Here is a 24,799-nt window from a genome sequence, read left to right on the forward strand (position 1 = left end):
CGTATGCATGATTATTCCTGCGGCGCAAGGCGCCGCACTGTGACCTGCCCCGAGGCCAAAAGACTTGGTGATGAGCATTACACTGGGATTACAGGCATTACCCGGCAAGGAGGCCACCATGAACGAGAGCACCCCCACAAGCCGCGCCACCATGGATGAGGCGAGCTACGCACACTTCCGCCGCCTTGGAACCTCGGGGCTCATGCTCCCGCCAATTTCCCTCGGTTTCTGGCACAACTTCGGGCGAGAACGCTTCGAAGGCGGCTTCGAACACGAGGTTCGTGAACGCCCCAAAGCAGACTTCTCGCGCCAACGCGAGATCGTGCACTACGCCTTCGACCACGGCATCACCCACTTCGACCTCGCCAACAACTACGGCCCGCCCGCCGGCAGCGCCGAAGAAACCTTCGGGGAAATCTTCCGCAAAGACCTCGCAGGCCACCGCGACGAGGTCCTCGTGACCACGAAGGCAGGCTTTCGCATGTGGCCCGGGCCGTACGGCGACGGCGGCAGCAGGAAGTACCTGCTTGCCTCGCTCGACCAGTCACTCACGCGCCTCGGCCTCGACTACGTCGACATCTTCTACCACCATCGCCAGGACGACTCGACTCCGCTCGAAGAGTCCATGGGGGCACTTGCAAGCGCCGTCAAGAGCGGCAAGGCACTCTACGCGGGCATCTCGAACTACTCCCCCGAGAAGACCCGCGAAGCCGCGACGATGCTGCGCACCATGGGTGTGCCGCTCGTCGTGAATCAGGCGAGCTACTCGATGCTCACCCGTACGCCCGAAGAGAGTGCGAGCGGGCACGCGGAAGATTCGCTCCTTGGTGTATGCGAGCGGCTCGGCATCGGGGTCGTCGCCTTTTCGCCGCTCTCGCAAGGGCTACTCACGAACCGCTACCTCACGGGCATCCCCGAGAGATCACGCGCCGCACAAAACGTGTTCCTCGGGGAGGACGTCGCGAAGGACCCCCGCTACCTCGAGAAGGTGCGCGCGCTCAGTCGCGTAGCCGAGGAGCGCGGGCAGAGCCTCGCGCAAATGGCCCTCGCATGGGTGCTGCGCAAGCCCGTCGTGACGTCCGCGATCGTGGGAGCGTCGAGCGTGCAGCAGCTGCGCGCGAACATTGCCGCCGCACGAACCATCGTGCGCGCGGGCGAGAGCGTTCCGGCCACACACTTCAGCGACGAGGAGATCTCGAGGATCGAGGCGATCCTCGCCGATCCCGTCCTTGAGGACTAAAACATTGGCGAATCCTGGGCGGGAGCGACCGGCTCCTGCTCGGGAGCGTCCGCAATCTCGCTACTTGCGCCCTCGAACTGCGAACGGTACAGCCGCGCGTAGGCGCCGCCTGCCTCGAGAAGCTCGTCGTGGGTGCCCTGCTCGACGATGTCACCGTGTTCCATCACGAGAATCAGATCGGCGTCGCGGATCGTCGAAAGCCTGTGGGCAATCACAAATGACGTGCGCCCCTCGCGCAGGGTATTCATCGCCTTCTGCACGAGCACCTCGGTGCGCGTATCCACGCTCGAGGTCGCCTCGTCGAGAATGAGCAGTTCGGGCCGCGCGAGGAAGGCACGCGCGATTGTGAGAAGCTGCTTTTCGCCCGCCGACACGCTCGAGCCTTCGTCGTCGATGATCGTGTCGTACCCCTCTGGAAGGTGCTGCACGAAGTCGTGCACGTGGGTCGCCTTCGCTGCCTCGAGAACCTCCTCGTCGCTCGCATCGAGGCGACCGTAGCGAATGTTCTCGCGGATCGTGCCTTTGAACAGCCACGTATCCTGCAGCACCATCCCGGTGCGGCTGCGGAGTTCCTCGCGCGTCATGTCGCGCGTATCCACACCGTCAATCGTGATCGTGCCACCGTCAATCTCGTAAAAGCGCATGATGAGGTTGACGAGCGTCGTTTTACCCGCCCCCGTGGGGCCCACGATCGCAACCGTCATCCCGGGGCTCGCCACGAGCGACAAATCCGAAATGAGAGGCTTTTCGGGCGAGTAGGAAAAGCGCACGTGGTCGAACCGCACCTCGCCACGACCGGGCGATGTGGCCTCGGCTTTGGTGCGGCAAGCGTCGGACCCCTGCCCCGAGCTCTCCCGGGCCTGCTCTTCGGCATCCAAAAACTCGAAAATGCGCTCCGCTGAAGCGACACCCGACTGAAGCTGCGTGACCATCGAGGCCAGGTGCGAAACAGGCTGCGTAAACTGGCGCGAATACTGAATAAAGGCCTGCACATCACCGAGCGTGAGCTGACCCGACACAACTTTGAGCCCACCCACGAGGGCCACCGCCGCATAGGAAATATTCCCCGCAAACATCATGAACGGCATGATGAGCGAGCTGACAAATTGCGCACCGAAGCTCGCGCGATACATCTCGGCATTCTTCTTCTCGAAATTCGCGCGCGCATCCTTCTCACGCCCGAAAACCGTCACGATCTCGTGTCCGGAGAATGCCTCCTCGACCTCAGAGTTCACTTCACCCGTGGCATCCCACTGCTCTCCGAAGAGCTTCTGGGCGCGCTTGCCGATCACCGCGGTAATCACGAGCGCAAGCGGGATCACGATCAATGCGACGAGAGTGAGAATCGGCGAAATCACGAGCATCATGATGATCGTGCCGACAACGGTCAGGGCATCGCTGATGATGCCGCCGAGCGTGTTGTTGAGGGTGTTTTGCAGGTTATCCACGTCGTTGGTCACGCGCGAGAGGAGGTCGCCGCGCCGCCGAGAATCGAAGTAACTCAGAGGCACGCGGTGCAGTTTCTCCTCGACATCGCGGCGGAGCCGGTAGATGCTGCGGTACACCACGCGCAAGAGCATCCGGGTTTGCAGCCACGCGAAAAATGCCGCGACCACATACAGCACCGTGACGGTGAGCAGAACCGTGTTGAGGGCACCGAAGTCGATCCCGTGACCGGGATTCAGATCCATGCCCGAGACCATATCCGCAAGCTGCTCTTGGCCACTCGCGCGCATTCCGGCGACAACCTGGTCCTTCGTGACGCCCGCGGGCATGCGTTTCGAGACGACGCCGTTGAAGATAATGTCGGTCGCCCGACCGAGAATCTTCGGTCCGATCACGCTCAGAATGACCGAAATAATCCCGATTCCGAGGGCGCTGAAAAGCAGGGTGCGCTCAGCCATGAGGAAGCCCATGAGCCGTGTGAAGGACGGCCCGAAGTTTTGGGCTTTCTGCCCGGGACGCACGCCTCGCTCGCTATGCTTCTTTTCCTCGCTCATCGCGCCGCTCCTTCCTCATATTCTTCCGCCGTGCCTTGCGAAGCCACGATCTCCTGATACGTCTCATTCGACTGCAAGAGCTCCTCGTGGGTGCCGCGCCCGACGACTCGGCCGTGATCGAGCACGAGGATCAGGTCGGCGCTCGTGATGGTCGAGATTCGCTGCGCGACGATCACCACGAGCGCGTCACGAGTTTCGGGAGCAAGAGCCGCGCGCAACCGCGCATCGGTCTGCAGGTCGAGCGCGCTAAAGGAGTCGTCGAAAAGGTAGATGTCGGGCTTTGCCAAAAGCGCCCGCGCGATCGAGAGGCGCTGGCGTTGACCGCCCGACACGTTCGTGCCGCCCTGAGCGATAGGCGACTCGAGCCCGTCGGGCATCTCGGCAACAAAATCGCGGGCTTGCGCAATCGTGAGCGCATGCCACACCTCCGTTTCACTCGCCTCGGGCCTTCCGAACTTCACGTTCGAGGCAACCGTGCCGCTAAACAGATAGGGCCGCTGCGGCACGTAACCGAGAGTGCCGTGAAGCATCTCCGGGGCCGCCTCGCGTACGTCCACACCGTTGACCTTGACCGCGCCCTCCGTGACGTCGAACTGGCGCGAGATGAGCCCGAGTAGCGTGGTTTTACCCGAGCCGGTTCCGCCGATGATCGCCACCGTTTGCCCCGCGTGGGCCTTGAATGAAATGCCTTCGAGCACGGGGCGTTCCGCTCCCGGATACGCGAACGTGACGTCGTCGAATTCGAGCTCGGCGCGCTCACTGACACGCGGATCCCCCGGCTGGACGGCGACCTCAGGAGAAGGAAACACCACCGAACTGTGCGTATCGAGCACCTCCGTAATGCGCTCGGCGGAAACCATCGCGCGCGGAACCATCATCGTCATGAACGTCGCCATCATGACCGCGATGAGGATCTGGATCAGGTAGGCGATGAATGCCGTAATCGACCCCACCTGCATCTCGCCGCGGTCAATCGGTCCCGCGGCCACGAGCAGCACGAGCACAGAACTGAACGACAGAAGGAACATCACGATCGGATTGAGAAACGCAATGAGGTGCCCAATGCTGCGGTTGATGCTCGTGAGACGCCTATTCGACGTATCAAAGCGATCCCGCTCGAAGGGCTCGCGCACGAAAGCCCTGACCACGCGAATGCCCGTGATTTGTTCTCGAAGCACGAGGTTCAGATCGTCGATCCGCTCCTGCATCTCGCGAAAAAGCGGGGACGCCTTCCACATGACGAGCGCGATCGCCACGAGCATGAGCGGCACCATGACCGCGATGAGCCATGCGAGCTGTGCCTCTTGCTTGAGCGCAAGCACCACTCCGCCGATGCCCGTAATTGGCGCTGACACAAGGAACATGAGCCCAAAGAACGAGAGATTCTGAAGCTGCTGCACATCGTTCGTGTTGCGCGTGATAAGCGAGGCGGGCGTGAAGTGGCTGATCTCCTTCGCGCTGTACGACTGGACTTGCGAGAAAACGTCCGAGCGAAGGTCCCTCGCGAGCCTCATGGCAACGCGTCCCGAAAAATAATTCGCAGCCACGAGCGCGGCGATGTTTGCGAGGCTCACGACGAGCATCCACCCCGCGAGACGCCAGATCGTAGTGATATTCCCCTGCGCGATGCCATCGTCGATGATGTCGGCATTAAGCGTGGGGAGGTAAAGCGCGGCGAGCTGCGCCGCGACTTGGAACACCACGACGAGCACGAGCGAGAACCACGATGGTTTCGCGTAATTCCACAGGAGTCTCAGGAGGGTCACGGGAGAAAAGAGCCTTTCGTGCTCGTGTGGACAAGGGGAGGCCGACGCCTGCCACGCCCGGAGTGACGACGACATCAGAATATCGCCGCTCGCCACTCCCGCGATAGCGGCCCAGAAACGGTCGACGCGGCCTCGCATGACACGCTGTATTAGCCTTGAACGGTGAGTAAAACGACCCAGCGCATCGTCGTCTTGATCTTTGCCCTAGCCCTCGTCATCCCCGCGGGACTCGTGGGACTCGGGCAGTTCTCGCAGAACAATCAGGGCGAGCAGCAGGTGGCCGATTCCGCGCAAGACACCCGCAAAAAGGTGGATCCGGCGAGCCAGCCGACACCCACGAACACGACTGCGCCCTCGCGCGCCGACGTCCCGAGTATCGACGAGGAAAGCGAAGCCGGTGCGAAGGCCACCGCCCAGTACCTGTTCGCCGTGTACGCCTACATGATCGGCACTGGTGACACGAGCGCGTGGCGCGAGCTCATGGACCCGTCGTGCGAGGAATGCATGCGCTTCGCCGACAACGCCGAGCAGCTTCACGCCGCGGGAGGCTGGATCGTGGGCGGCGACATCACCCTTAGCGACGAGAAGGTGACGCTCGCGAAGGGCGACGGCGCGAGTGATGGCGCCTCGACGACCGCGAAGGTCGACGCGACATTCCACGAGGCACCCGCGCAGCTCATCGACGACCCCACACGCGAACCCGCGACGCGCGGGGCTTCACAGGGGAAGTTTTCCGTAGGTCTCCGTTTCGTTGACGGCCACTGGCGCGTGGCATCGATGGCGGTCGGTTAAGACAGCCGGCTAGGCGGGCCTGTACAGAAAGAGGTCCGTGCGGTACGGCATCGAGATTCGGCTGCCGGGCGCGTGCCCGAGGTGCTCGTGGAGGTACCAGTCGAGATTGTCGAGCACCTTCGCGCGGGTCTTTTCGTGAGCCGTGAGGTAGTAGCTGCGGGTCGTCGCAAGGCGCACAAAATCCCAGGTGGAGCGCTCATCCTCCCAGTGCTCGACGTGCCGCGTCACAAGCTCGAGCCCCTCACCCACATCGGGGAGAAAACCTTCGCGTTGCACGTCACCCGCGTGCGCAATCCGCGAATACCTGTGCACCCACGGCACGCTCACGTCGAGCGTGTTCCACACGAGAGCGAGCACACCGCCTGGCGCGAGAATCCTGCGAACTTCGGCGCTCACCGCATCCCGCTCGAACCAGTGCCACGCTTGCGCGGCAGTCACGAGATCCGCGCTTCCCGCCTCAAGAGTGGTGGCCTCTGCCGGCGCCACGCACGCCTCGAACCGCTGCGCCATTTGGCCCGCGATCGCTTGCGTGCGCGCCACTTCAAGCATCGACTCGCTCGTATCAAGCGCCGTCACGTGGCAACCGCGACCGGCAAGGGCAAGCGCGAGTTTCCCTGTTCCGGCGCCGAGATCCACCACACGCGGGCGGGCAGCGGTGCCGACGGCTGCCAGCATCACGTCGAGCACTCCGTTTGGGTAACCAGGCCGCACTTCGTCATAGCCGGCGCCCTCGCCTAAAAATCCCTTCGCGAGTTCTTCTTTGCGCTCCCGCGAGCCATAGCGCGGTTCATCGCGACCCGAAATATTCGGAATCGGGCCGGGAACGCTGCGCCTGTCGTCAGTACTCACGAAAGCCCACCTTAGCGGGGCTCTTGATGCTCCGCGTAATGGTCTGCAGATTTAGCAAGGTTAACGGCACAAGCGCCACGCGGCGGCGAGCTTGCGCCCGCCGCCGATGGAACCGCTATTGGGGCTAGTCAACGGGGCTGACCCGTACGAGGTTGTGGTCGGGGTCGGCTATCACGAAGGTGCGACCGAAGACGTCGTCGTGCGGTTCCTCGATCACGTGCACTCCTTTCGCGACCCATTCCTCGTAGACGTCGTCGATGGCAGAGGAGGGACCGGGAATCATGAGTCCGATTTCGTTCGTGCGCGGTGTTGCTGATGTGAGATCTTCGTTGTGCCCAGTCCAGATTGCGAAAAGCACACCGGGCGCAACCTCAAAAGCGACGTACCGCGGGCTGGTGAAGGTGGGTTCGATGTCGAACAGGCGACTATAGAAATCGGTGGATCGCTCGACATCGCTGACGTAGGTCAGAAACAGATTCGGGACCGGCATGGGTCTCTCCTTAAGTCAGTGGATCAGGGAGCCCCATATAATCAGGCAAAGACGACACCTACTGTCATATTTTCTAAAGGGATTGGGAATGAAGTCGTCCCGGTTGATGTCGATCCTGCTTCTACTGCAAACCCATGAACGAATGACCAGTCAAGAACTGGCTCGCCGCCTCGAGGTATCTTCACGCACGATCTTGCGTGATATTACGGCGTTGTCGGCTGCTGGGGTGCCGATCTACACCGAGCGAGGCCGGGGTGGAGCCATCGTGCTGGACCATCGGGCCCGGCTCGACGTCTCACGCCTCAATCCACATGAACTGCAGCTGCTTTCCGTCGCAGGACTAGATGAGGGCCTTCTCGAACAGATCGGGCTCCATGCCGTACATGTCAGAACCCAGCAGAAGCTGACTGCTGTTGCGGCGCGTGAGCAACCTTCCGCCACTCTGCCCTTGCCCGAGGTGCTCCACGTCGATCCCTCTGGATGGTTCACGGCCGAGCAGGAACTCGACGTGGCCGACCTTCTCACCGCTGCACGAAATAGACAACGCATCCGCCTCCGATATCGACGCAGCGGCGAGAGCAGCGGGAAGTGGGTTGTCGCGGACCCTTACGGTCTCGTGAACAAAGCCGGATCTTGGTATCTAGTGGCTGACGTCGACTCACAACCCCGCATGTTTAACACCAGCCGCATTGAGACCCGCGAGCTGCTTACGGATTCCGCAGTGCTGCGACCGGACTGCGATCTGCGCTCAGTGTGGCAGGAATTGCTGACCAGTTTTCAGTCGGCGCCTGGTATCGAGGTGCACGCACAGCTGCGCTCGACCCGCCTAGACCTGGCCCGCCGAATCCTTAGAGGGCGAATGGTCAGTAGCACCGGCCCCGAGGACGAGTGGACTCATATTGTCGTCCGCTATCCCGACATTGAATCGGTTCGACAACTCCTCCAATTCGGAGACCACATTCGGATCTTAAAACCAGCGGCAGCGGTGGTTCGATTCCGCGACATCGCGGCGCAGATCGTGCAGTTTCACTCAGCACAAAGCACTGCCGATCATCGCCGCCACGATCGCTAACCAGCCCTCGAAAAGAGGTGGATGCCAAGCGCGACGATGAACACTGTTCCGCTCGCCATCGCGAGCAGGAGTTCTACGAGAATGCCGATCCCGAGGGTTTTCAAGGTGGAGAGCGTCGAGTTGAGGGCCTCGTGGAATTCGCGCTTGCGGCTCAGCTCAACGAGGAAGAAGCCGAGAATAAACCCGATGAGGAGGCCCGGGCCGGGGATAAGGAACAGACCGAGGACCGCGCAGCCGATCGCCACGAGGATCGCCCATGTGGGAACTTCGCTCTGCTTGAGTTTGCGGCCGGTGAGCACGTAGCTACTGGTCATGCCTGCGATCGAGAAGACGGCGACAAGCGCGAAGGCAATCCAGCCCGTCCACCCGCCGATCCCGATAGCCCACACGAGCATCCCGAGGAGGATGAGGAAGGATCCGGGGATCACGGGCAGCACGATGCCCGTGATCCCCACCGCGAAGCACAGCGCGGCGATGATGGTGACGATGATGTCCACGGGCACGATGTTCTCCTCGGTGCGGGGCGGTCAAGGGTCCGGATGCTCGTCGTGAGTAGAAACTTCAGTCTAGGAGAATTGCGGAAGCTGCGTGGGCTGTGCACTCACGCTGATACGTGAGGTGCCGTCGGACTTTCTTTCAACGTGCACTTTTTCCGCAATTTGCGATTTGAGTTCGGCAACGTGGGAGATGATCCCGACTGTGCGACCGTGGGCAGCGAGTTCCCTGATCTCGGCGATGACACCGTCGAGCTTCTCGGGGTCAAGCGTGCCAAAGCCCTCGTCGATAAAAAGGGTGTTCATCTGCACGCCGCCGTTTTCCCCACTCACGATGTCGGCGAGGCCGAGAGCTAGAGCGAGCGACACGTAGAACGTTTCACCGCCTGAAAGAGTCGAGGGTGACCGGGACGAGTCGTGACGCAGGTCGACCATCTCGAGATCGAGGCCGACCTGCTTACGGCCAATCTTCTCTGGATGCGCGAGGCGAATCTCGTAGATCCCGCCGGAAAGAGCACCAAGGCGCACATTTGCCGCCTCGATGACTTTCTCGAAGCGGCGCATGACCGCGAAGGTTGAGAGTGTGAGTCGCGCCTTCGCGTCGCTCGAATTGCCCGTGGCAACATTCGCGAGGTGCAACACTTCGCTCTGACGAGCCGAGCGTTTCTCGTGCGCGGCGGCGCGGGCCGTGAAATCGGCGCGTGCACGCTTCACGCGCTCAAGTATCTTGGCGCGGGTGGCGTGGAGACCCGCGGCCGCGGTGTGCTCATCGCGTTTCACACGCACGCGCGCCTGCGTCACTTCAAGGGCCTCGGTAGCCACTTCAAGGGCGGAAGCATTCGCCTCGATCTGGGCGAGGCGTTCGTCCTTTTTAGCCTCCTCGATTACTGCCCTGAGTGACGAGTATTCGCGCACGGTGTTCTCGTAGGTGTGTTTTCGTTCGGTCGAAAGACGCGCGTGCACCACTTCCTCGACGTTGTCGAAGCCGCTCGCCGCGAGTGCTTCGGCGAGGCGAGTTTTCGCGCGCTCATGCACGCCCCGCGCTTCGAGGCATTTGTCAAGAAGGCGCGCGTGTGCGCGTGCGGCCTCCCCCACCGAAAGAAGCGACAAACGAAGCTCTGCGAGAGTCTCGTGAGTAGCGTTATGGGCCTTCAATTCGGCGGCAATCGCCTGGCGGGTTTCCGTAAGGTTCTTCGCAAGGTGCTGGGAGTCGACAGCTGCACGCTCCGCGGTCAAGGCACTTTCATGCGCCTCGCGCTCGAGGGCGCTCGTGCGCTCATCGAACTTCGCGATTTCCGTGCTTACATGTTCACGCTCGACTTCAGCTTCCTGCGCAGCGTGTTCTTCTCTCGCGAGTGCGGCGCCTTCGTTGTCGAGGCGCTCGATGAGTGCTGGCAACTCTTCCTGAAATCGGACGAGATCTTCGTTCACGCTCTCGCCCCACGCACGCTCGAGCGCGTCAATGTGGAGGGCCTTGGTCGCCGCAGCTGCCGAGCGCGCTTCACTCAGACACTGCTCTGCCGTCACCCGTGCATGTTCCGCCTGGGCGATGCGTTCTTGGCTTACGAGCTCATCCTCGGTATGCGCAGGGGCCGGGTGCTCGCACGCACCGCACACGGGGCATGCCTCGCCTTGCACAAGATTCGCGGCGAGCTCGAACGCGATCGCGTCGATTCTCTTGCGGCGAAGGAGCGACTCTTCCTCGCTCGCGCGCTTGAGCTCTGCGAGCGTGTCACACTCGCGCTGCGTCTGGGTGCGGTAAGTGTCGAGGCTTATGCGCGCCTCCGCAGCGACGCGCACGCGAGCGGCGTGGGCTTCGCGTTTTTCTTTGAGTGCGACGAGCTTCGCGGCCTGCTCGCTAAACTCACGATGTTTCTCGATGAGCTTCTCGCGTTCCGCCGGACGCTCCTTCAGCAGGGTGGCCTTTTTCTGCGACTCCGCCTCCGCGCGTTCAGCCCGCTGCGCCGCCTTCTTCACCTCCTGCTCTCGGCGCGGGAGCGCAGCCTCCTCTTTTTCGAGCCCCGCGAGCGCGGCAGCCATGCGCAGCGCACTTTCGCCGCGCTCACTTTCCTCCTGACCTCGCGCTTCCCACTGCGGCGATTCCTCACGCTCGGCCTCCGGCAGTTCTCGAGCGGCGGCGTGCAGTGCTTCGGCCGCGCTCTTTTCCTGCTCGTGGGCATAAAACGGCTTCTCGGCGCGCTCGTGGCCGGCAAGGTGTTCACGCGCCTCACGCACCGCCTCATCAAGCCCCGCGCGTTTCTTTTCGTGGGCGTCGAGCTGACTTTTCCGCACGAGCAGATCGTGGCGTTCGGCGGCATCCTTCGCCGCTTCTTCCGCTTCGTTTGACGCAACTGACGCCATCTCCCGCATGCGCGTGGCCTCACCAAGAGCTTCCTCGGCCGCTTCCTCGAGTTCCGCGCCAATTTCACGTGCGCGCTCGAGGCCTGCGGGCGTGAAGCCTCTCGTATCGGCAAGTGCCTGGGCTCGTTGGTCCTCGCTTGCCGAGGCCGCTTCGAGAACACGTTCGAGGGTTGCGCCGAGCTCCGCTTTCGAGGCATCGACATCTCGCTGGGCCTCGCGCCTGAGCTCGCCAAAGGACTGCTCGATCTGTTCATAGAACTGAGTCTGGAAGATCCGCTCCAGCACAATCTTGCGTTCACTCGTGTCGGCTTTGAGGAAGCGTGCGAACTCACCCTGGGGAAGAACAACGGTTTGCGTGAACTGCGCGTGTGTGAGGCCAAGGAGCTCGCGAACCTCCGCGCCAACATCCTGGGGGCGGTTCGCGATCGGTTCGATGTCGTTGGCGCGTTCGGTTCCGTGAATGGCCTCGGCGAGTGCCTCCGGCGAACTGAGCTTCCACAGCTTCGCGGTTTGATTCTCATGCACGGGCGCACCTGTGCCGCGAAGTCGCGCGCGTTCGTAGGCGGGAGTACGACGCACACGATAGATGCCCCGCGGCACTTCAAAGAAGAGGTCCACGACGCTCGGTCGCGTGTTCGGCATAAAATCGCTGCGCACACGGGCATCACTCGAACCGCCGCCTGCAACGTTGCCGTAGAGCGCGAACACAATCGCATCGATGATGGTCGATTTCCCCGAGCCCGTGGCTCCTTCGAGAAGGAACAGCCCGCTCGCGCCGAGCGCATCAAAGTCGAGATCGACCCGATCTTTGAATGGACCGATGCCCTCGAAGCTGAGATGGTGAAGCTTCATGCGTCTAGGAGACCTTCCTTTTCGCGTGCGATTCGGTGAGATCGGCGCGGGCGCGCGCATCGGTAAGAACTTGCTCGATGATCTCGCGCTGTGCGGCGTTCGGCTCGGCACCCGTGAGGTAGTCGAAGAATTCTGAGACGACTTCGGCGGGCGAGGCTTCCTGAGTCACCACCGGTGCCTCGGTGCTCACCTGCGCGCGTGTCGAGTGAAACTCCGTGAAGAGGAGGTGCTCGAAGGCTGCGCGAAGGGTCTGTTGGAGGTGTGCGGGGCGTGATTCCTCCCTCACGATCGCGTGGATCCAATCCTCGCCGTGCTCTTCTTTGTGCGCAAGAATGCTCGCGAGGCTTCCCTCGAGTTCCACGAGCCTTCGGCGCACGGGGGTGGGGAGGCGTTCGACCTCGACCGCCCCAGATTCGTTCATCTCCACGAGAAGAACGGCCTTCGTGTGGTGGCGCTCCGAGAATGAGAATGCGAGGGGGCTTCCCGAGTACCACGCGACGGGCCGCTCCCCCGGCACGAGGGCGCTCATGTTTTGGCAGCCGTGGAGGTGGCCGAGGGCAACGTAATCGACACCTTCAAACACACTGCCGGGAACAGACGCGACGCCCCCCACGCTCAGATCACGTTCCGAATCCGAGCCATCGCCACCCGCGACAAAGGTGTGGGCAAGCACGACACTTCGCGGGTTCCCGAGCACCTCGAGTTTCGCGCGCACGCGATCCATCGCGTTCGCTGTGACGCTTTCGTGAGAACGCGGCAACGGCACTGCGCCCTTCGGCGCGAGACTGTAGCGCGCGAGATCCGGGTCGAGGAAGGGCAGGCCGAAAAAGAGCACCTCACCGTGCTCATCGGCCACCGAAACCGGATGCTCAATGCCTTCGATATTCGCAAGAATGTGGATGCCGGGCCGCATAAGTTTTGCGCCGAAGCCAAGACGCACCGCCGAATCGTGGTTTCCAGGCGTGAGGATCACCGTGGTTTCCTCCGCAAGCGCCGCAAGCGATGCGTGGAGAAGCTCGACCGCCTCGACGGGCGGCACCGAGCGATCGTAAATATCCCCCGCGATCACGAGCGCGTGGGCGCGCGTCTCGCGAACCTTCGCGAGGAGGAACTCCTGAAAAGTTCGCTGCTCTTCGTGCAGGTTTTCGCCGTGAAGGGTGCGCCCGAGGTGCCAATCCGACGTGTGAAGAATTTTCATGCTTTCACTCTAAAAGGAGGGTGGGACATTTAAACTCACCTCATGAATTCCGCACCTTTTCTCGCCCTCGTGGCGGCGCTCGCCAACGCCGTGTTTTTCATGCCGAAGATTCCGAACGCCGCCGAGCCCGTCATGAGCCTCCCCGGCGCCGATAAGATCGGTCACACTCTCATCTTTGCCTTCACAACCTGGGCTTTTGCGAGGCTCCTGACACTTCAGGATCAAAGCGTTCTCGCGTGGTCCTCCGCGCCAGCGCACGGCGCCCACGAAAGGGGTCACGCGCAGCTCGGTTCGGTGTTCGGGTCCGTGCGGGTCCGACGCTTGCTCGCCGTCATCGCGGCCCTCATTCTTTGGGGCGCCGCAATCGAGATCCTGCAGTCGTTCATGCCGGCGCGCTCGGCTGACTTCACCGACCTCCTTGCAGATGCCTGCGGAATCGCTCTCGGCGTCGGAGCCCTGTGGATCGAACTCGCGCTCGCCCAGCGTTCTCGCTCACGCCTCTCCACAAACTGAGGGGGCGCCCCGCACCCGGGCTCGATGGTCCGGTGCAAGGCGCCCCGCGCTCATGAAGTGCGCACATCTATGCGCGACGGCGATGCACAAGCACGCTCGCACCCGCAATCATGGCAACAGCGGAAAGGGCGACAAGGCTGGTGATTTCTGCACCTGTTCGCGGAAGGCTCGACACAGAAGGTGTGCGAGCGTCGTGCTCCGTCGACGGCTGCGATTCTGGCGTGCCGGCGTCGGAATCCTCGCCATCGCCCCGGTCACTGCCCTCACCCGAGCCATCTTCGGTGCTGCCACCCTCATCGGTGCCACCCTCGTCAGTGCCGCCCTCGGAGCAGTTCGCGGGGACGTCACCCGTGCGGGTCACCTTCAGTGGAAGGGTGATGGCTGTGCCGGTCTCGGGAACAGCCGTGACGGTTGCGTCGTACTCGCCAGCCTCAAGACACTCATGCGGGAAGAGGTCCACGGTTGCGGCCCACTCGCCGAGCGTCTCGTCAAACGCGTAGTCGGTCTCGTACGTGTGACCACCGATCGTCACGATTGCTTTCGTAATCTTCGGTGCCCCGAGTGAAGTCGAGTGGAGCTTCGTGATCCGCACACGCAGCGGGTTGTCCTTCGTGCCGGCAGACGCAGGATCCTCGTTGAGGAACTCGATGCCCGCGCCGCGCTGGCTGTAATCGGGTGCGAGGGGGGAATTCTTCGCGATGTAGTCCATCCACGTATCGCGATCGAGAAGACCCGTATCGACGTGGTTCTTGCCCTCCTTGAAGACGCTGAACTCGTCACCACCGTCGAGCAGGAAGCTCTGGCCGACGACCGTGTAGAGCTTCTCGGTGTCGGTAAGGTCGATCTGCTTTCCGTTGAGCCAGATGCCCGTGATGTGCTCGCCCTTCTCGGCGCTCGGATCGAACGTGTAGCTCACATTGTTCGATAGCCCCAGCTGGAGGTAGGGGCGATCAGCGTTATCGCGCCACTGCTGTTCAAGCATGGTTTTGAGCTGCGCGCCCGTCAGGTCGACCGTGTGCACGTTGTTAGCGAACGGCATGACGTCGTTTGCGTTCTTGACGCTCACCGTTCCATCCTCGTTGTAATAGAGCTCGGCGCGCATCGAACCGGGGCCCATGACGCCAAGATCGGGCTTCTTACCCGGGTAGGAATCGCGGTTCAGCGCCCACACCTGGGATTCAGCGGCGATATTGGAGATTGCCGAACTGGACGAACGGTCATCGCCCTTCTTGCTCTCATCACCGGCCTTGCGGCTCCACGTATCGTTCTTGTACTCGGCCTTTGAGCCGTCCCACGCGGTCGTAATGTCACCCGTGACCTCGCCGATCTTCTTCGAGCCGAGCTCGTCGCCCTTCGCAATCGCAGCGTCGGCGATCTTCGCAGCCTCGACGTACCGCGGGTAGTTCGCGCAGCCTTCCCCCTCAGACTTACCTTTGGTGGGCACGAGTGTCGGTTCCCCGGCGCTCCAATTGCCCTCGGCATCCTTCGTGAAGGAAACGGCGCCAAGATTCTGCCCGTACTCGCCGGTCTGGATGATCGAACGACCGTTGTGCACGTACAGATAGGACTTGTGGGTGTGGCCGGTGAAGATAGCGTTCACCTTTGGGGAGGTGTCCTCCGCGAGGCGCGCGAGAAGCGCGTCGTCGATCGTCGAACCAGCCTCGGCGCTCTTTGCACCGCCCGCGTGGTACTCAGCCACGAGGAAGTCGTACTCGACGCCCTCAGCCTCCATTTCCTGGACGACCTTATTAACCTCGTCTACGGCATCGGTGAACTCGACACCTTCGATTCCCGCGGGGGACACGAGGTCACGAGTTTGCTCGGTTACAACACCGATCACGGCAACCTTGAAACCGTCGTGCTCCTCAATCGAGTAGGCCGGCAGCGCCCGCCTTCCGTCCTTGTACACGTTCGCACCGAGGATCTCGAAATGCGAGTTCTTCGCAATGCGTCCAGTGAGGTCGTCAAATCCCTGATCGAACTCGTGGTTACCGACGGCGCTAGCCTCGAGGCCGAGTGCATTGAGGTAGTCGATCGTCGGCTGATCCTGCTGGATGAACGATTCGAACTCGCTCGCGCCGACGTTATCGCCAGCCGAAAGGAAGAACGAAGGGCCGTCGACCTTCGCGCGTTCTTCTTCGAGCGTGCAGGCGAGGTCCTTCGCCGAAGCGTTGATGCGGCCGTGGAAGTCGTTGATATTGAAAAGAGTAAGGGTGTCTTGCTGTTCCTCGGCGAAGGCCGGGGATGCGGCCACCAGCGGGGCCGTCACGAATGCCGCGGCGAGGAGTGCACCGGCGCGGCGCAGGGAGAGAGCCATGTTTTTCCTTGAGGAGTCGTGCGCGGGCACGGGGAAGACCGCGCGGGTCTAAAAGGGTTCCCCTTTATTGCACACGAGAGAGTTCGCGCGCGTGCGTGAGTTTGACGCAACTGGGACACAAAATTCACGGCGCGTTCATTTTGCGTCGTTCTCGTGCTCCCCCTCAGCGCTACCACGATGTGGAGCTTTCTTTCACACTTCTCGCCTTAACCTTGTGGGCGGCCGTAGCCAAGTTGCATTACCGAAGGAACAGATCGTTCATGCCCCTGCTCCCCGCGTTCTACCGCAAAACCGTGCCCGCCAAAGACGGTGCAAGCTGGCCCCATGTCGTGATCGTGGGCGGCGGATTCGCCGGCGCCCACCTCGTACTCGCCCTTCGCGACGTGCGTGTGCGCGTGACCCTCATCGATCGGAACGTCTACAAGACCTTCCAGCCCCTTCTCTACCAGGTGGCCACCGCCGGCCTGAACTCCGGCGATGTCACGATGTTCCTGCGCGGGCTCTCCCTCCACGCCCCCAACATGCGCTTCCGCCAGGGCGAGGTCACCGGGGTCGACACCGACGAGCAGGTTGTGAAACTTTCCGACGGCGGCTCGGTGCGCTATGACCACCTCGTTTTGGCAAGTGGCGCCACCACGAACTATTTCGGTACGCCGGGCGCGGAGGAATTCGCGATGCCGATGTACACCCGCTCGCAGGCCCTTGAGATCCGTGAGCGAATTTTCGCGGAGCTCGAGCGCGCAACTCAGCTCAAGGAGATGAGCTTCACCGACCGTCTCGCGATTTCGATCGTGGGTGGCGGCCCCACGGGTGTGGAGATTGCGGGTGCGCTTGCCGATTTCCGCATCAGCGAGCTCGATGTGCTCTACCCGGAGGTGGATCCAGGCACCCTCGAGATCTCCCTCATTCAACGCGGCGATGAACTCCTCAAAGCCTTCGAGCCTCAGCACCGCGAGTATGCGGCGCGCGAGCTCAAAAAACGTGGCGTGACGCTTCGTCTCGGCCAGGGCGTTGAAGAGGTCGGTTACGACTTTGTGCGCCTCGCCGATGGCTCCTACGTCGAATCAGACATCACGATCTGGGCCGCGGGCGTGAGCGTGTCAACGTCAGTCAACGAGTGGGGCCTTCCGCAGGGACGCGGCGGGCGCATCGACGTCGATCCCACGCTGCGCGTCAAGGGTTTCGACAACGTGTGGGCCGCGGGCGATATCGCCGGCGGTGACAACCCTCAGCCGCAGCTCGCCCAGCCAGCAGTCCAAATGGGCCAGCACGTGGCGCGCGCCATCAGGGCGCTCGTCGAAGGTGATGAAGCCGCAGCGGAGAAGCCGTTTAAGTACAACGACCTGGGGGCGATGGCCACGATCGGCCGACGTGCCGCTATCGCGGAACTCCCCGGTGGGGTCAATCTACAAGGGTCGGTCGGTTGGCTCGCGTGGCTCGGCGTACACGTCTCGAAGCTTCTCGGCACACGCAACCGCCGCTCGGTCGCGGCGAATCTTCTTTACCTCTACAACGGCACGGGGATGTCGCGCGTACCGAACCCGGTCGTGGGCGATGTGGACTCGTTCGAGGCACGACGAGCCTTCCGTGAGAACGCTCCGATCCGACGCTTCGGCTACCAGGCGGGCAAGCGCTTCAAGGATCCGGGCAAGCCGCGCACGCGCCGCTAGGGCATGCCCCGGGTTTTACACGGGTTTTAAGCGCGTTAAACGCTTTACGGTTGTTCCGTCACCTATGGTGAATCGTGCGTGACAATTTCGCCGCGCTGCTCACCACCGCTCGCCAACCCCGTGAGGACACTGCATGGCACAGCACCGGAACACCGCGCTTCGGCGCCGCCTCGGCGGTGCCGTCGTGGGCGCGAGCGTTCTGGCCTCAAGCCTTGCGCTTTCGTCACCGGTCTCGTTTCACCCCGTGGCGGCGTTCGCTGCCGACACTACCTGCACGCCCGGCGCCGCTACCCTTTCCGCGAAGAAGGTGGAAAAAGCCAAGGAGTTCACCGCTCTCGTGTGCGGCCTCAAGGAAGGGCAGCGCGTGCGCGGCGAGTATCGACATGCTTCGCCGTCCGGCTCGGGTGATGCCGCGCCCGCTCCCGTCGAGGGAATTCCCGAGGGCACCGCACCGCTCGGTTATTCGCGCGAGATTGCTGCGGTAGGCGCTGATGGGCGCGCAACGGTGACCTTCGTGATCGCCGAACCCGGAACCTACGCGATCAGCGTGGCACCACTCGAGGAGGGAACCGCCTCGATGGCGACGGTCGAGATCACCGATCAGGCTCCGCCCCCGACGACGCCGGCTGAACCGTCGGACCCGGCACCGAGCCCCACGCCCTCCGCGAGCCCCTCCCCTACGCCAGCGCCGACGCCGAAGCCCACTGCGGAGCCATCCCCGGAACCCACCACGGAGCCTTCCCCCGAGCCATCCCGGGAGCCGACCACCGAGCCGACACCGAAGCCAACCTCGGAGCCGACACCGAAGCCCACGCCCTCCCCTTCCCCAACGCCATCAAAAGAGCCCAAGCCAAGCCCCACGGAGTCTCCCTCCGAGGAACCGGAACCCACGGAACGCCCCACAGCGGCGCCTTCAGAACCGGCCGTGCCTTCACCATCGGCAGCTCCTTCGCCTCTTCCCAACTCAGGCGAGCCCTCGCACGCACATCCGAGTGAGGCTCCCGGTGACACCGACCAGGCCCCCGGGCTCGACACCGACGGCGAAGCTGGAAACTCCTCAACCGAGGCTGCTGGCTCCGACTTCGTTCGCCCTCGAGCCCCGCACATGTCACGTATCCCCGCGCGAAATGGTCACGGCCGTTCGGCCGATTTCGGCGCTGTAGGAAGCGACTATTCAAAACTCGCGGGCCATGGCCAGGGCAGTGATGGCGTTGACAGGCCCGGTCCCACGCCGGGCAGCTTCCCCGCAAAGCCTGACGACGAGTCGAACGAAGGCTCGACCCAGCTCATTACCGATCCCTCTCGCCAACCGCTCGGGCTCTCGGTCGCATGGCTCATCGGGGGCGTAATTGCGGGCCTTGGCCTTGCGGCAACGGGCGCAATCGTGCTCATGCGCCGCAACTTCGATCGCTAGGCGAGGTACGCCGCGAGAGCCTCGAAATGTTCACGCGGGCGAAAACCCGCTTCGGTGATCTTGCTCAGATCAAGCGCCGAATTGATGGGGCGCAGAGCGATGCCCTTGTGCGAATCGAGGTACTCCGCACTCGACACGCTTTGGACCATGTTGGGATCGTGGCCCGTGAGCTCGAAAACCTTTTGAGCGATGTCAAACCACGACGCGGGATCGCCGGAATTCGACACGTTGTAGGTGCCAAACGGCGCGTGTTCACGCAACACGAAGTCAATCGCGCGGGCGATTTCCTCGGTGAAGGTCAAGCGCCCGAACTGGTCGTTCACAACGGAGGGCGATTCGCCGTTTCGTGCGTGCTCGCGCATCGTCGCCACAAAGTTCTTGCCCTCGCCTACAACCCAGCTCGTGCGGAGAATGTAATGCGCCGCGAGGGTCGAGACCGCCGCGTCTCCAGCGGCCTTTGTTTGACCGTAAACGCCAAGCGGCGCAAAGCCCTCTTCTTCGGTATGGAACGCTTCCGAGCCATCGAACACGTAGTCGCTTGAGATGTGCACAAGAACGGCGCCCGCTTCGCGCGCGGCCGACACGAGTAGCGCCACGCCCTGGGCGTTCACGGCCCACGCCTCACGGCGGCCCTCGGCGCTCTCCGCGCCATCCTTGTCGGTATATCCCGCAGCGTTGACGATCACCGAGTAGGGCGAAAAATCAAAGGCCTCAATCGAGGCATGCGCGCCAATATCGAGAACCTCGCGCTCGAGGAAATCCACGTCGTCGCGGCCAAGCCACAAACCCTGGAGGGCGCGACCAAGCTGCCCGCCGGCGCCCACCACAAGGGTCCGCTCGGGGGTTTCGGTGGCCTGCTGCCATGCACTCTCCACAGGCGAGGTTGCAAAATCGTGGGACACGGGCATTCCTTACTGTTCGTTTTTCGCGTATGTCGCCTCGGTCGCGGCCTTCGAGGCCCGCCACCACTGCTCGTTGTCGCGGTACCAGCGTACGGTCTCACGGATACCGGCTGTGAAGTCGCGGTGGCGCGGGCGCCACCCAAGTTCCTGCTCGAGTTTGCGGGCATCGAGTGCGTAGCGCACGTCGTGCCCGGGCCGGTCGGCCACGAAGTCGATCTCGCCGGCCTCGCGCCCACATACCTTAAGGATAATTTCGGCGACCTCGCGGTTGCTTTTCTCGCACCCGGCGCCAACCAGGTAGGTTTCACCGATGCGTCCGCGCTCGAGAATAGCAAGAACGGCCGACGAATGATCGTCAACGTGGATCCAATCGCGCACGTGCGCGCCATCGCCGAAGACGCGCGGGCGCACGCCGTCGATAAGGTTCGTAATTTGCCGGGGAATGAACTTCTCGACGTGCTGGCGGGGGCCGTAGTTATTCGAGCATGTCGAAATCGTGGCTCTCACGCCGAAGCTGCGCACCCACGCGCCCACGAGGAGATCACTCGACGCTTTCGATGCGCTATAGGGCGAACTGGGCCGGTAGGCAGACCCCTCCGTAAAGCGCTCTTCGGTATTGAGAGCGAGGTCCCCGTACACTTCGTCGGTCGAGACATGATGCAGGCGCACACCATACTCGCGCACCGCCTCCAAGAGCGCGAACGTCCCCACGATGTTGGAGTGCACGAACACGGAGGGATCGGCAAGGGCATTGTCGTTGTGGGATTCGGCGGCGAAGTGCACCACGGCATCACGCTCGGGGTCGAGGCTTCCCACGAGCGTACGCGTCACCTCACGATCGGCAACGTCCCCGACGACGAGACGCACGCGGTGCTCGGGAAGATCCGCAAGGTTTTCTTCGCATCCGGCATACGTGAGCTTGTCGAGCACTGTCACCGAATAATCCGCGTGTGTAACGACGTGGCGCACGAAGTTCGAACCAATGAACCCCGCGCCACCCGTCACAATCAACTGAGCTGCACCCATAGCCGCTAGTGTGCCACGGCACGGCACTCGAGACAGCTAGGCGAGCCTCCCGGCCCGATCACCACGACCGAGCGCCATGATCTCGAATCCCGCCTTGCGCCAGCGAGCAAGGTCGAACACGCCACGGCCGTCGATCACCACCCGTTCCGCCACGAGCTCAGCAACGCGCTCGGGATCAAGATCGCGGTAGATCTGCCACTCCGTCGCGAGGATCAGCAGGCGCGCACCGCTCATCGCTTCTTCGAGGTTGTCCACGAGGGTCAGCTCTTCGTAGCGACCCCGCACAACGTCGAGGGCTTGCGGATCGGTGATGCGCACATCGGCGCCGTGACGCGCGAGCGAGAGCGCAATGTCGATGGCCGGCGAATCGCGTACGTCGTCACTATAGGGCTTGAATGCCGCACCAAGAACGGTGATGGGCACGCCCGCGAGGTTGCCGCCGAAGTGTTCGAGAGCGAGCTGAACGGGGCGTGCACGGCGCTTTTGGTTAATCCGGTCGACGTTGCGGAGAAACTCGAAGGAATCCCCCACGCCGTGCTCCTCGGCGCTCGCGATGAACGCACGCACATCCTTCGGGAGGCACCCGCCGCCGAAACCGATACCGGCCTTGAGGAAGCGGCGTCCAATGCGTTCGTCGAGACCGATGGCCTCGGCGACTTCGACGACATCCGCACCCGTCGCTTCGCACATTTCCGCGACTGCATTGACGAAGCTGATCTTCGTCGCGAGGAACGCGTTTGCGCTCACCTTCACGAGTTCGGCGCTCTCATAGCCATACACGAGTCGGGGCGTACCGGCTTCGAGGATGGGGGCGTACACCGCGTCAAGGTGCGCGATTGAAAACTGCTGATCCTCGTGCACGCCGTATACCAGGCGATCGGGACCGAGCGTGTCCTTCACCGCGTATCCCTCGCGCAGGAATTCCGGATTCCAGGCGAGTTCAATGTTTGGCAATTCGGCGAAGGCCTCGCTCAGGCCACGCGCCGTGCCCACTGGCACGGTCGATTTGCCCACCACGAGAACTTTTTCGCGAGTGGAATCAGCGAGGACCTTCTGAAGACCTTCGCGAACGGCGTGAAGCGCACCGAGGTCGGCGGAACCGTCGGACCCCTGCGGCGTGCCCACGCACACGAAGTGCACATCGCACTCGCGTACATCCGAAAGGTCTGCTGAAAACCGGAGTGTTCCGCGCTCGAGTGCCGCGGAGAGTTTTTCGGGGAAATCAGGCTCAAAGAAGGGCGCTTCGCCGCGCTCAAGTTTGGCGATCCTCTCGGTGTCAACATCGATCCCCACGACATCGTGCCCCAGTTCTGCCATGCAGACTGCATGAACCGCGCCAAGATATCCGAGCCCAACCACCGAGATTTTCATATATACCCTCGTGCCGAATCAGTAAACTATTATCCAGTGGCGAAAAAATGCCATTGATTCGACTCTATCGACCGCGCACGTGCGCGCCCGCCAGGGTCACCGAGAGTTCACCGGGTACTTTCGGGCGTTCACGCGCCCGTTAACAAGGTCTGATTTTCCGACGGTTGCCGCGCCCCATCGAAGCTTCGGCGGATCAGAACTTCGGGGTGGAGTGCGGATCGACCACGACGGCCGACTCGTAGTAGGCACGCAGTTGTTCTTCTTGCGTGAACGTCAAATGACCCAGCCCGTTAGCGCGGGGGGCAGCCTCGAGTATTTCGCGACAGAGAGAGGTTTTGGGGCCTTCATTATCGAGGTCGATATATTCGTAGGGAATATAGACTTCTCGCATCCCAAAAGGGCCGAGTGCGATGGTGACAAATGAGATTTTTTGCGTGCGATCATTGAGGAAAATTTCGCACACCTTTCCGAGGCGCGCGCCTGATGACTCCCGAACGGTAGCGTTGCGGAGCCGGTCGAGCTCAACCTCGGTCGCCATAGGCCCTACTTTCTATCCTTCGGGGGAAACGGGTCAGCTTCGCGCAGGGGGATCACGAACATGCGCAGGAAGATCGAGAGGTCATGATCATAGAGGCCATCACCCAGGAGTGCATCGCGCATGAACACTCCGGTCCACATCGCGACGATCGATCGGGCGATCCACTCTGGAGCCGCGCCTTCCTCAAGCCACCCTTTTTCCTCGTACATCTCGAAAAGTGCGGTGAGTTTTTCTTCGGCCATCGTTTGCATACCCACGATGGCTTCGTGCCCCGGGTGGTCCTTTTCGACAGCCTCGGCCCGCACCACGGCGAACATCACCGACTGGTACTGGCGAACGGCATCCCACTCGCGGACGGCCGCCGGCTCTTGTGCCGTTTTCACGAAGTCGTCAATGAGGGCCTCGAAGTGCTCGGCGACGCGCTCAAGAACGGCCTGGAGCAGGGCTTCCTTGCGGGAGAAGTGATGAAGCATGCCGGGGTGGGAAATGCCCACCCGTTCGGAAATGTCGCGAAGCGACGTGCCGCGGTAGCCATACGAGGAGAACAGGAGCGTGGCCTCTTCAAGGATGACCTCGCGCGTGCGTTCACCTCGCGCGCGGGTGAGGTTGACTCGTGCGCCGGGCTCACGCGAGGGTTCGACCGTGAGACGAGAGGTGCGGCGATCGGGGGTCATGTGTCAACACTCCTAGGCTTTTTCAACGGTGCTTTCGAGTGACTGCCGCGTACGTACGATTCGAACCACACCTTCGAGGCTCGACCTGCGCGTGCGGTAAGTTACCGTGATGCTGGTGGGGGAAAATTCACGGACGAATACCAATATTTACAGCAGTTACCACCAGTATTGCACAGCTTGAGAGTTTTCACCTCACGAGGCGCTCGCAGATTTGCACCGCGTTGAGGGCCGCGCCTTTACGCAGGTTATCCGAGGACACGAAGAAGATGAGTCCACGACCGTCAGGGACCGCCTGATCACGGCGGAAGCGCCCCACGAACGTGCCGTCGCACCCGGCCGCGAGGCGCGACGTGGGCAGATCAACGAGGTTGACGCCTGCCTGGGCTCGCACTGCTTCCTGCGCTTCTTCCACGCTGATCGGCCGCTCGAACTCAGCGTGAATGCTGAGCGAGTGCCCCGTGAACGCACCGATGCGCACGCACGTTCCGGAGACGCGTAGCTCCGGAAGCTCAAGAATGCGCCGTGACTCGTGACGAAGCTTTTGCTCCTCATCTGTCTCAAGAGAGCCATCCTCCACAAGAGCGCCCGCAAACGGCACGGCGTTGAAGGCAATCGGTGCGGGATACACACTCGGGGCCGGCTCGGCCTCGAGGCTACCGTCAAGGGAAAGCTCTTCGAGGGTGGCCGACAGTGCCCGGGCCTGGCTCGCGAGTTCCTCTACCCCCTTGACGCCGCTTCCCGAGACGGCCTGATAGGTCGCCACCGTGAGCCGCTCAAGTCCCGCGCGCTCGTGGAGCGCCTTGAGCGCCGGCATCGCCGCCATGGTCGTACAGTTAGGGTTCGCGATGATCCCCTTCGGGGTGTTCTCCGCGCACTGGCCGTTGACCTCGGCAACGACAAGGGGAACCTCCGGATCTTTGCGCCACGCGGAGCTGTTATCGATCACGGTCGCCCCCGCGGCCGCGAACACGGGCGCGAGTTTCTTGGACGTCGCACCGCCCGCGCTCATCAACGCGATGTCCACACGGTTACCCTCGCCCTCGAGCTCCGCTTTCTCGGCATTTTCCACCACGAGGTCCTCACCGTTCACGCGAAGACGCGAACCCGCAGAACGCTCGGAGGCGAACACACGAATCCTCGAGTGGCGAACGCGCCGTTCCTCGAGGAGCGCGAGCATCACGCGGCCGACCTGACCCGTGGCTCCCACGACTGCAATGACGGGCCCCGAAGGGTCCTTGTCCATAACCTTCTCGCCCATGG

20 protein-coding genes are annotated in these 24,799 nt (G+C 62.5%); 6 read left to right on the top strand and 14 right to left on the bottom strand.

Annotated elements, in window-relative coordinates; translation table 11 throughout:
• The first annotated feature begins 118 nt into the window (after window positions 1-118).
• Window positions 119-1,240 carry an aldo/keto reductase gene (locus D8M36_RS08520; RefSeq protein ID WP_126848245.1) on the top strand — a complete coding sequence of 374 codons (1,122 nt, stop codon included), beginning with the start codon at window positions 119-121 and terminating at the stop codon, window positions 1,238-1,240.
• On the opposite strand, the gene D8M36_RS08525 is transcribed toward D8M36_RS08520, so the two are convergent.
• Both D8M36_RS08525 and D8M36_RS08530 read right to left on the bottom strand, forming a co-directional pair.
• The gene (locus tag D8M36_RS08525) at window positions 1,237-3,240 is read right to left on the bottom strand and encodes an ABC transporter ATP-binding protein (protein ID WP_126848247.1); all 2,004 of its coding nucleotides are present in this window, start codon (window positions 3,238-3,240) and stop codon (window positions 1,237-1,239) included. The two genes, D8M36_RS08520 and D8M36_RS08525, sit on opposite strands and share 4 nt — an antisense overlap.
• Complete coding sequence (locus D8M36_RS08530) at window positions 3,237-5,006, bottom strand: ABC transporter ATP-binding protein (protein ID WP_126848249.1); 1,770 nt, start codon at window positions 5,004-5,006, stop codon at window positions 3,237-3,239. The genes D8M36_RS08525 and D8M36_RS08530 overlap by 4 nt, the downstream gene beginning before the upstream one ends.
• Window positions 5,007-5,168: 162 nt before the next feature.
• Here D8M36_RS08530 and D8M36_RS08535 point away from each other — a divergent pair, with 162 nt between their 5' ends.
• Window positions 5,169-5,798, top strand: coding sequence for a DUF6318 family protein (locus tag D8M36_RS08535; protein ID WP_126848251.1), 630 nt, complete (start codon window positions 5,169-5,171; stop codon window positions 5,796-5,798).
• A gap of 9 nt (window positions 5,799-5,807) precedes the next feature.
• On the opposite strand, the gene D8M36_RS08540 is transcribed toward D8M36_RS08535, so the two are convergent.
• Together D8M36_RS08540 and D8M36_RS08545 are read right to left on the bottom strand one after the other, a co-directional pair.
• Window positions 5,808-6,647, bottom strand: a complete 840-nt coding sequence (locus tag D8M36_RS08540; RefSeq protein ID WP_126848253.1) for a class I SAM-dependent methyltransferase — start codon at window positions 6,645-6,647, stop codon at window positions 5,808-5,810.
• 124 nt (window positions 6,648-6,771) lie between these two features.
• Window positions 6,772-7,137 carry a VOC family protein gene (locus D8M36_RS08545; protein WP_065247172.1) on the bottom strand — a complete coding sequence of 122 codons (366 nt, stop codon included), beginning with the start codon at window positions 7,135-7,137 and terminating at the stop codon, window positions 6,772-6,774.
• A gap of 106 nt (window positions 7,138-7,243) precedes the next feature.
• On the opposite strand from D8M36_RS08545, the gene D8M36_RS08550 reads away from it, so the two are divergent.
• On the top strand, window positions 7,244-8,209 hold the full coding sequence (locus D8M36_RS08550; protein WP_274542648.1) for a helix-turn-helix transcriptional regulator: 966 nt from the start codon (window positions 7,244-7,246) through the stop codon (window positions 8,207-8,209).
• On the opposite strand, the gene D8M36_RS08555 is transcribed toward D8M36_RS08550, so the two are convergent.
• The 3 genes from D8M36_RS08555 to D8M36_RS08565 form a co-directional block, all read right to left on the bottom strand.
• Window positions 8,206-8,712, bottom strand: coding sequence for a DUF456 domain-containing protein (locus D8M36_RS08555; RefSeq protein ID WP_126848256.1), 507 nt, complete (start codon window positions 8,710-8,712; stop codon window positions 8,206-8,208). The two genes, D8M36_RS08550 and D8M36_RS08555, sit on opposite strands and share 4 nt — an antisense overlap.
• A gap of 63 nt (window positions 8,713-8,775) precedes the next feature.
• Window positions 8,776-11,916 carry an AAA family ATPase gene (locus D8M36_RS08560; RefSeq protein ID WP_161970244.1) on the bottom strand — a complete coding sequence of 1,047 codons (3,141 nt, stop codon included), beginning with the start codon at window positions 11,914-11,916 and terminating at the stop codon, window positions 8,776-8,778.
• Between the two features lie 4 nt (window positions 11,917-11,920).
• On the bottom strand, window positions 11,921-13,114 hold the full coding sequence (locus D8M36_RS08565; RefSeq protein WP_126848260.1) for an exonuclease SbcCD subunit D: 1,194 nt from the start codon (window positions 13,112-13,114) through the stop codon (window positions 11,921-11,923).
• Between the two features lie 42 nt (window positions 13,115-13,156).
• On the opposite strand from D8M36_RS08565, the gene D8M36_RS08570 reads away from it, so the two are divergent.
• On the top strand, window positions 13,157-13,627 hold the full coding sequence (locus D8M36_RS08570) for a VanZ family protein (protein ID WP_126848262.1): 471 nt from the start codon (window positions 13,157-13,159) through the stop codon (window positions 13,625-13,627).
• Between the two features lie 67 nt (window positions 13,628-13,694).
• Here D8M36_RS08570 and D8M36_RS08575 read toward each other — a convergent pair whose 3' ends face one another.
• The gene (locus tag D8M36_RS08575; RefSeq protein WP_126848264.1) at window positions 13,695-15,944 is read right to left on the bottom strand and encodes a 5'-nucleotidase C-terminal domain-containing protein; all 2,250 of its coding nucleotides are present in this window, start codon (window positions 15,942-15,944) and stop codon (window positions 13,695-13,697) included.
• 260 nt (window positions 15,945-16,204) lie between these two features.
• On the opposite strand from D8M36_RS08575, the gene D8M36_RS08580 reads away from it, so the two are divergent.
• On the top strand, window positions 16,205-17,614 hold the full coding sequence (locus D8M36_RS08580) for an NAD(P)/FAD-dependent oxidoreductase (RefSeq protein ID WP_126848266.1): 1,410 nt from the start codon (window positions 16,205-16,207) through the stop codon (window positions 17,612-17,614).
• Between the two features lie 133 nt (window positions 17,615-17,747).
• On the top strand, window positions 17,748-19,028 hold the full coding sequence (locus D8M36_RS08585; protein WP_126848268.1) for a hypothetical protein: 1,281 nt from the start codon (window positions 17,748-17,750) through the stop codon (window positions 19,026-19,028).
• On the opposite strand, the gene D8M36_RS08590 is transcribed toward D8M36_RS08585, so the two are convergent.
• The 6 genes from D8M36_RS08590 to D8M36_RS08615 form a co-directional block, all read right to left on the bottom strand.
• Window positions 19,025-19,930, bottom strand: a complete 906-nt coding sequence (locus D8M36_RS08590; protein WP_238638435.1) for an SDR family oxidoreductase — start codon at window positions 19,928-19,930, stop codon at window positions 19,025-19,027. The genes D8M36_RS08585 and D8M36_RS08590 overlap by 4 nt on opposite strands.
• Window positions 19,931-19,939: 9 nt before the next feature.
• Window positions 19,940-20,956, bottom strand: a complete 1,017-nt coding sequence (rfbB, locus tag D8M36_RS08595) for a dTDP-glucose 4,6-dehydratase (protein WP_126848272.1) — start codon at window positions 20,954-20,956, stop codon at window positions 19,940-19,942.
• A gap of 36 nt (window positions 20,957-20,992) precedes the next feature.
• Entirely contained in the window at window positions 20,993-22,327 is a 1,335-nt protein-coding gene (locus D8M36_RS08600; protein ID WP_126848274.1) for a UDP-glucose dehydrogenase family protein, read from the bottom strand.
• 193 nt (window positions 22,328-22,520) lie between these two features.
• A complete protein-coding gene (locus tag D8M36_RS08605; protein ID WP_065247160.1) occupies window positions 22,521-22,865 on the bottom strand; it encodes a PRC-barrel domain-containing protein in 345 nt (114 codons plus the stop codon).
• Between the two features lie 5 nt (window positions 22,866-22,870).
• Complete coding sequence (locus D8M36_RS08610) at window positions 22,871-23,539, bottom strand: TetR/AcrR family transcriptional regulator (protein ID WP_126848276.1); 669 nt, start codon at window positions 23,537-23,539, stop codon at window positions 22,871-22,873.
• A gap of 187 nt (window positions 23,540-23,726) precedes the next feature.
• Window positions 23,727-24,797: an aspartate-semialdehyde dehydrogenase gene (locus tag D8M36_RS08615; RefSeq protein ID WP_126848278.1), complete on the bottom strand. Its 1,071-nt coding sequence runs from the start codon at window positions 24,795-24,797 to the stop codon at window positions 23,727-23,729.
• Window positions 24,798-24,799: the final 2 nt, after the last annotated feature.

The sequence above is a fragment of the Dermabacter sp. HSID17554 genome, assembly GCF_003989295.1.
Lineage (GTDB): Bacteria > Actinomycetota > Actinomycetes > Actinomycetales > Dermabacteraceae > Dermabacter > Dermabacter vaginalis.

Bases quoted from the DNA above. Each gene is read 5' to 3' on its own strand.
- D8M36_RS08565 (WP_126848260.1), bottom strand. From the start codon at position 13,114: ATGAAAATTCTTCACACGTCGGATTGGCACCTCGGGCGCACCCTTCAC.
- rfbB (WP_126848272.1), bottom strand. From the start codon at position 20,956: ATGGGTGCAGCTCAGTTGATTGTGACGGGTGGCGCGGGGTTCATTGGT.
- D8M36_RS08585 (WP_126848268.1), top strand. From the start codon at position 17,748: ATGGCACAGCACCGGAACACCGCGCTTCGGCGCCGCCTCGGCGGTGCC.
- D8M36_RS08525 (WP_126848247.1), bottom strand. From the start codon at position 3,240: ATGAGCGAGGAAAAGAAGCATAGCGAGCGAGGCGTGCGTCCCGGGCAG.
- D8M36_RS08545 (WP_065247172.1), bottom strand. From the start codon at position 7,137: ATGCCGGTCCCGAATCTGTTTCTGACCTACGTCAGCGATGTCGAGCGA.
- D8M36_RS08520 (WP_126848245.1), top strand. From the start codon at position 119: ATGAACGAGAGCACCCCCACAAGCCGCGCCACCATGGATGAGGCGAGC.
- D8M36_RS08560 (WP_161970244.1), bottom strand. From the start codon at position 11,916: ATGAAGCTTCACCATCTCAGCTTCGAGGGCATCGGTCCATTCAAAGAT.
- D8M36_RS08550 (WP_274542648.1), top strand. From the start codon at position 7,244: ATGTCGATCCTGCTTCTACTGCAAACCCATGAACGAATGACCAGTCAA.
- D8M36_RS08610 (WP_126848276.1), bottom strand. From the start codon at position 23,539: ATGACCCCCGATCGCCGCACCTCTCGTCTCACGGTCGAACCCTCGCGT.
- D8M36_RS08605 (WP_065247160.1), bottom strand. From the start codon at position 22,865: ATGGCGACCGAGGTTGAGCTCGACCGGCTCCGCAACGCTACCGTTCGG.
- D8M36_RS08580 (WP_126848266.1), top strand. From the start codon at position 16,205: ATGCCCCTGCTCCCCGCGTTCTACCGCAAAACCGTGCCCGCCAAAGAC.
- D8M36_RS08615 (WP_126848278.1), bottom strand. From the start codon at position 24,797: ATGGGCGAGAAGGTTATGGACAAGGACCCTTCGGGGCCCGTCATTGCA.
- D8M36_RS08600 (WP_126848274.1), bottom strand. From the start codon at position 22,327: ATGAAAATCTCGGTGGTTGGGCTCGGATATCTTGGCGCGGTTCATGCA.
- D8M36_RS08570 (WP_126848262.1), top strand. From the start codon at position 13,157: ATGAATTCCGCACCTTTTCTCGCCCTCGTGGCGGCGCTCGCCAACGCC.
- D8M36_RS08575 (WP_126848264.1), bottom strand. From the start codon at position 15,944: ATGGCTCTCTCCCTGCGCCGCGCCGGTGCACTCCTCGCCGCGGCATTC.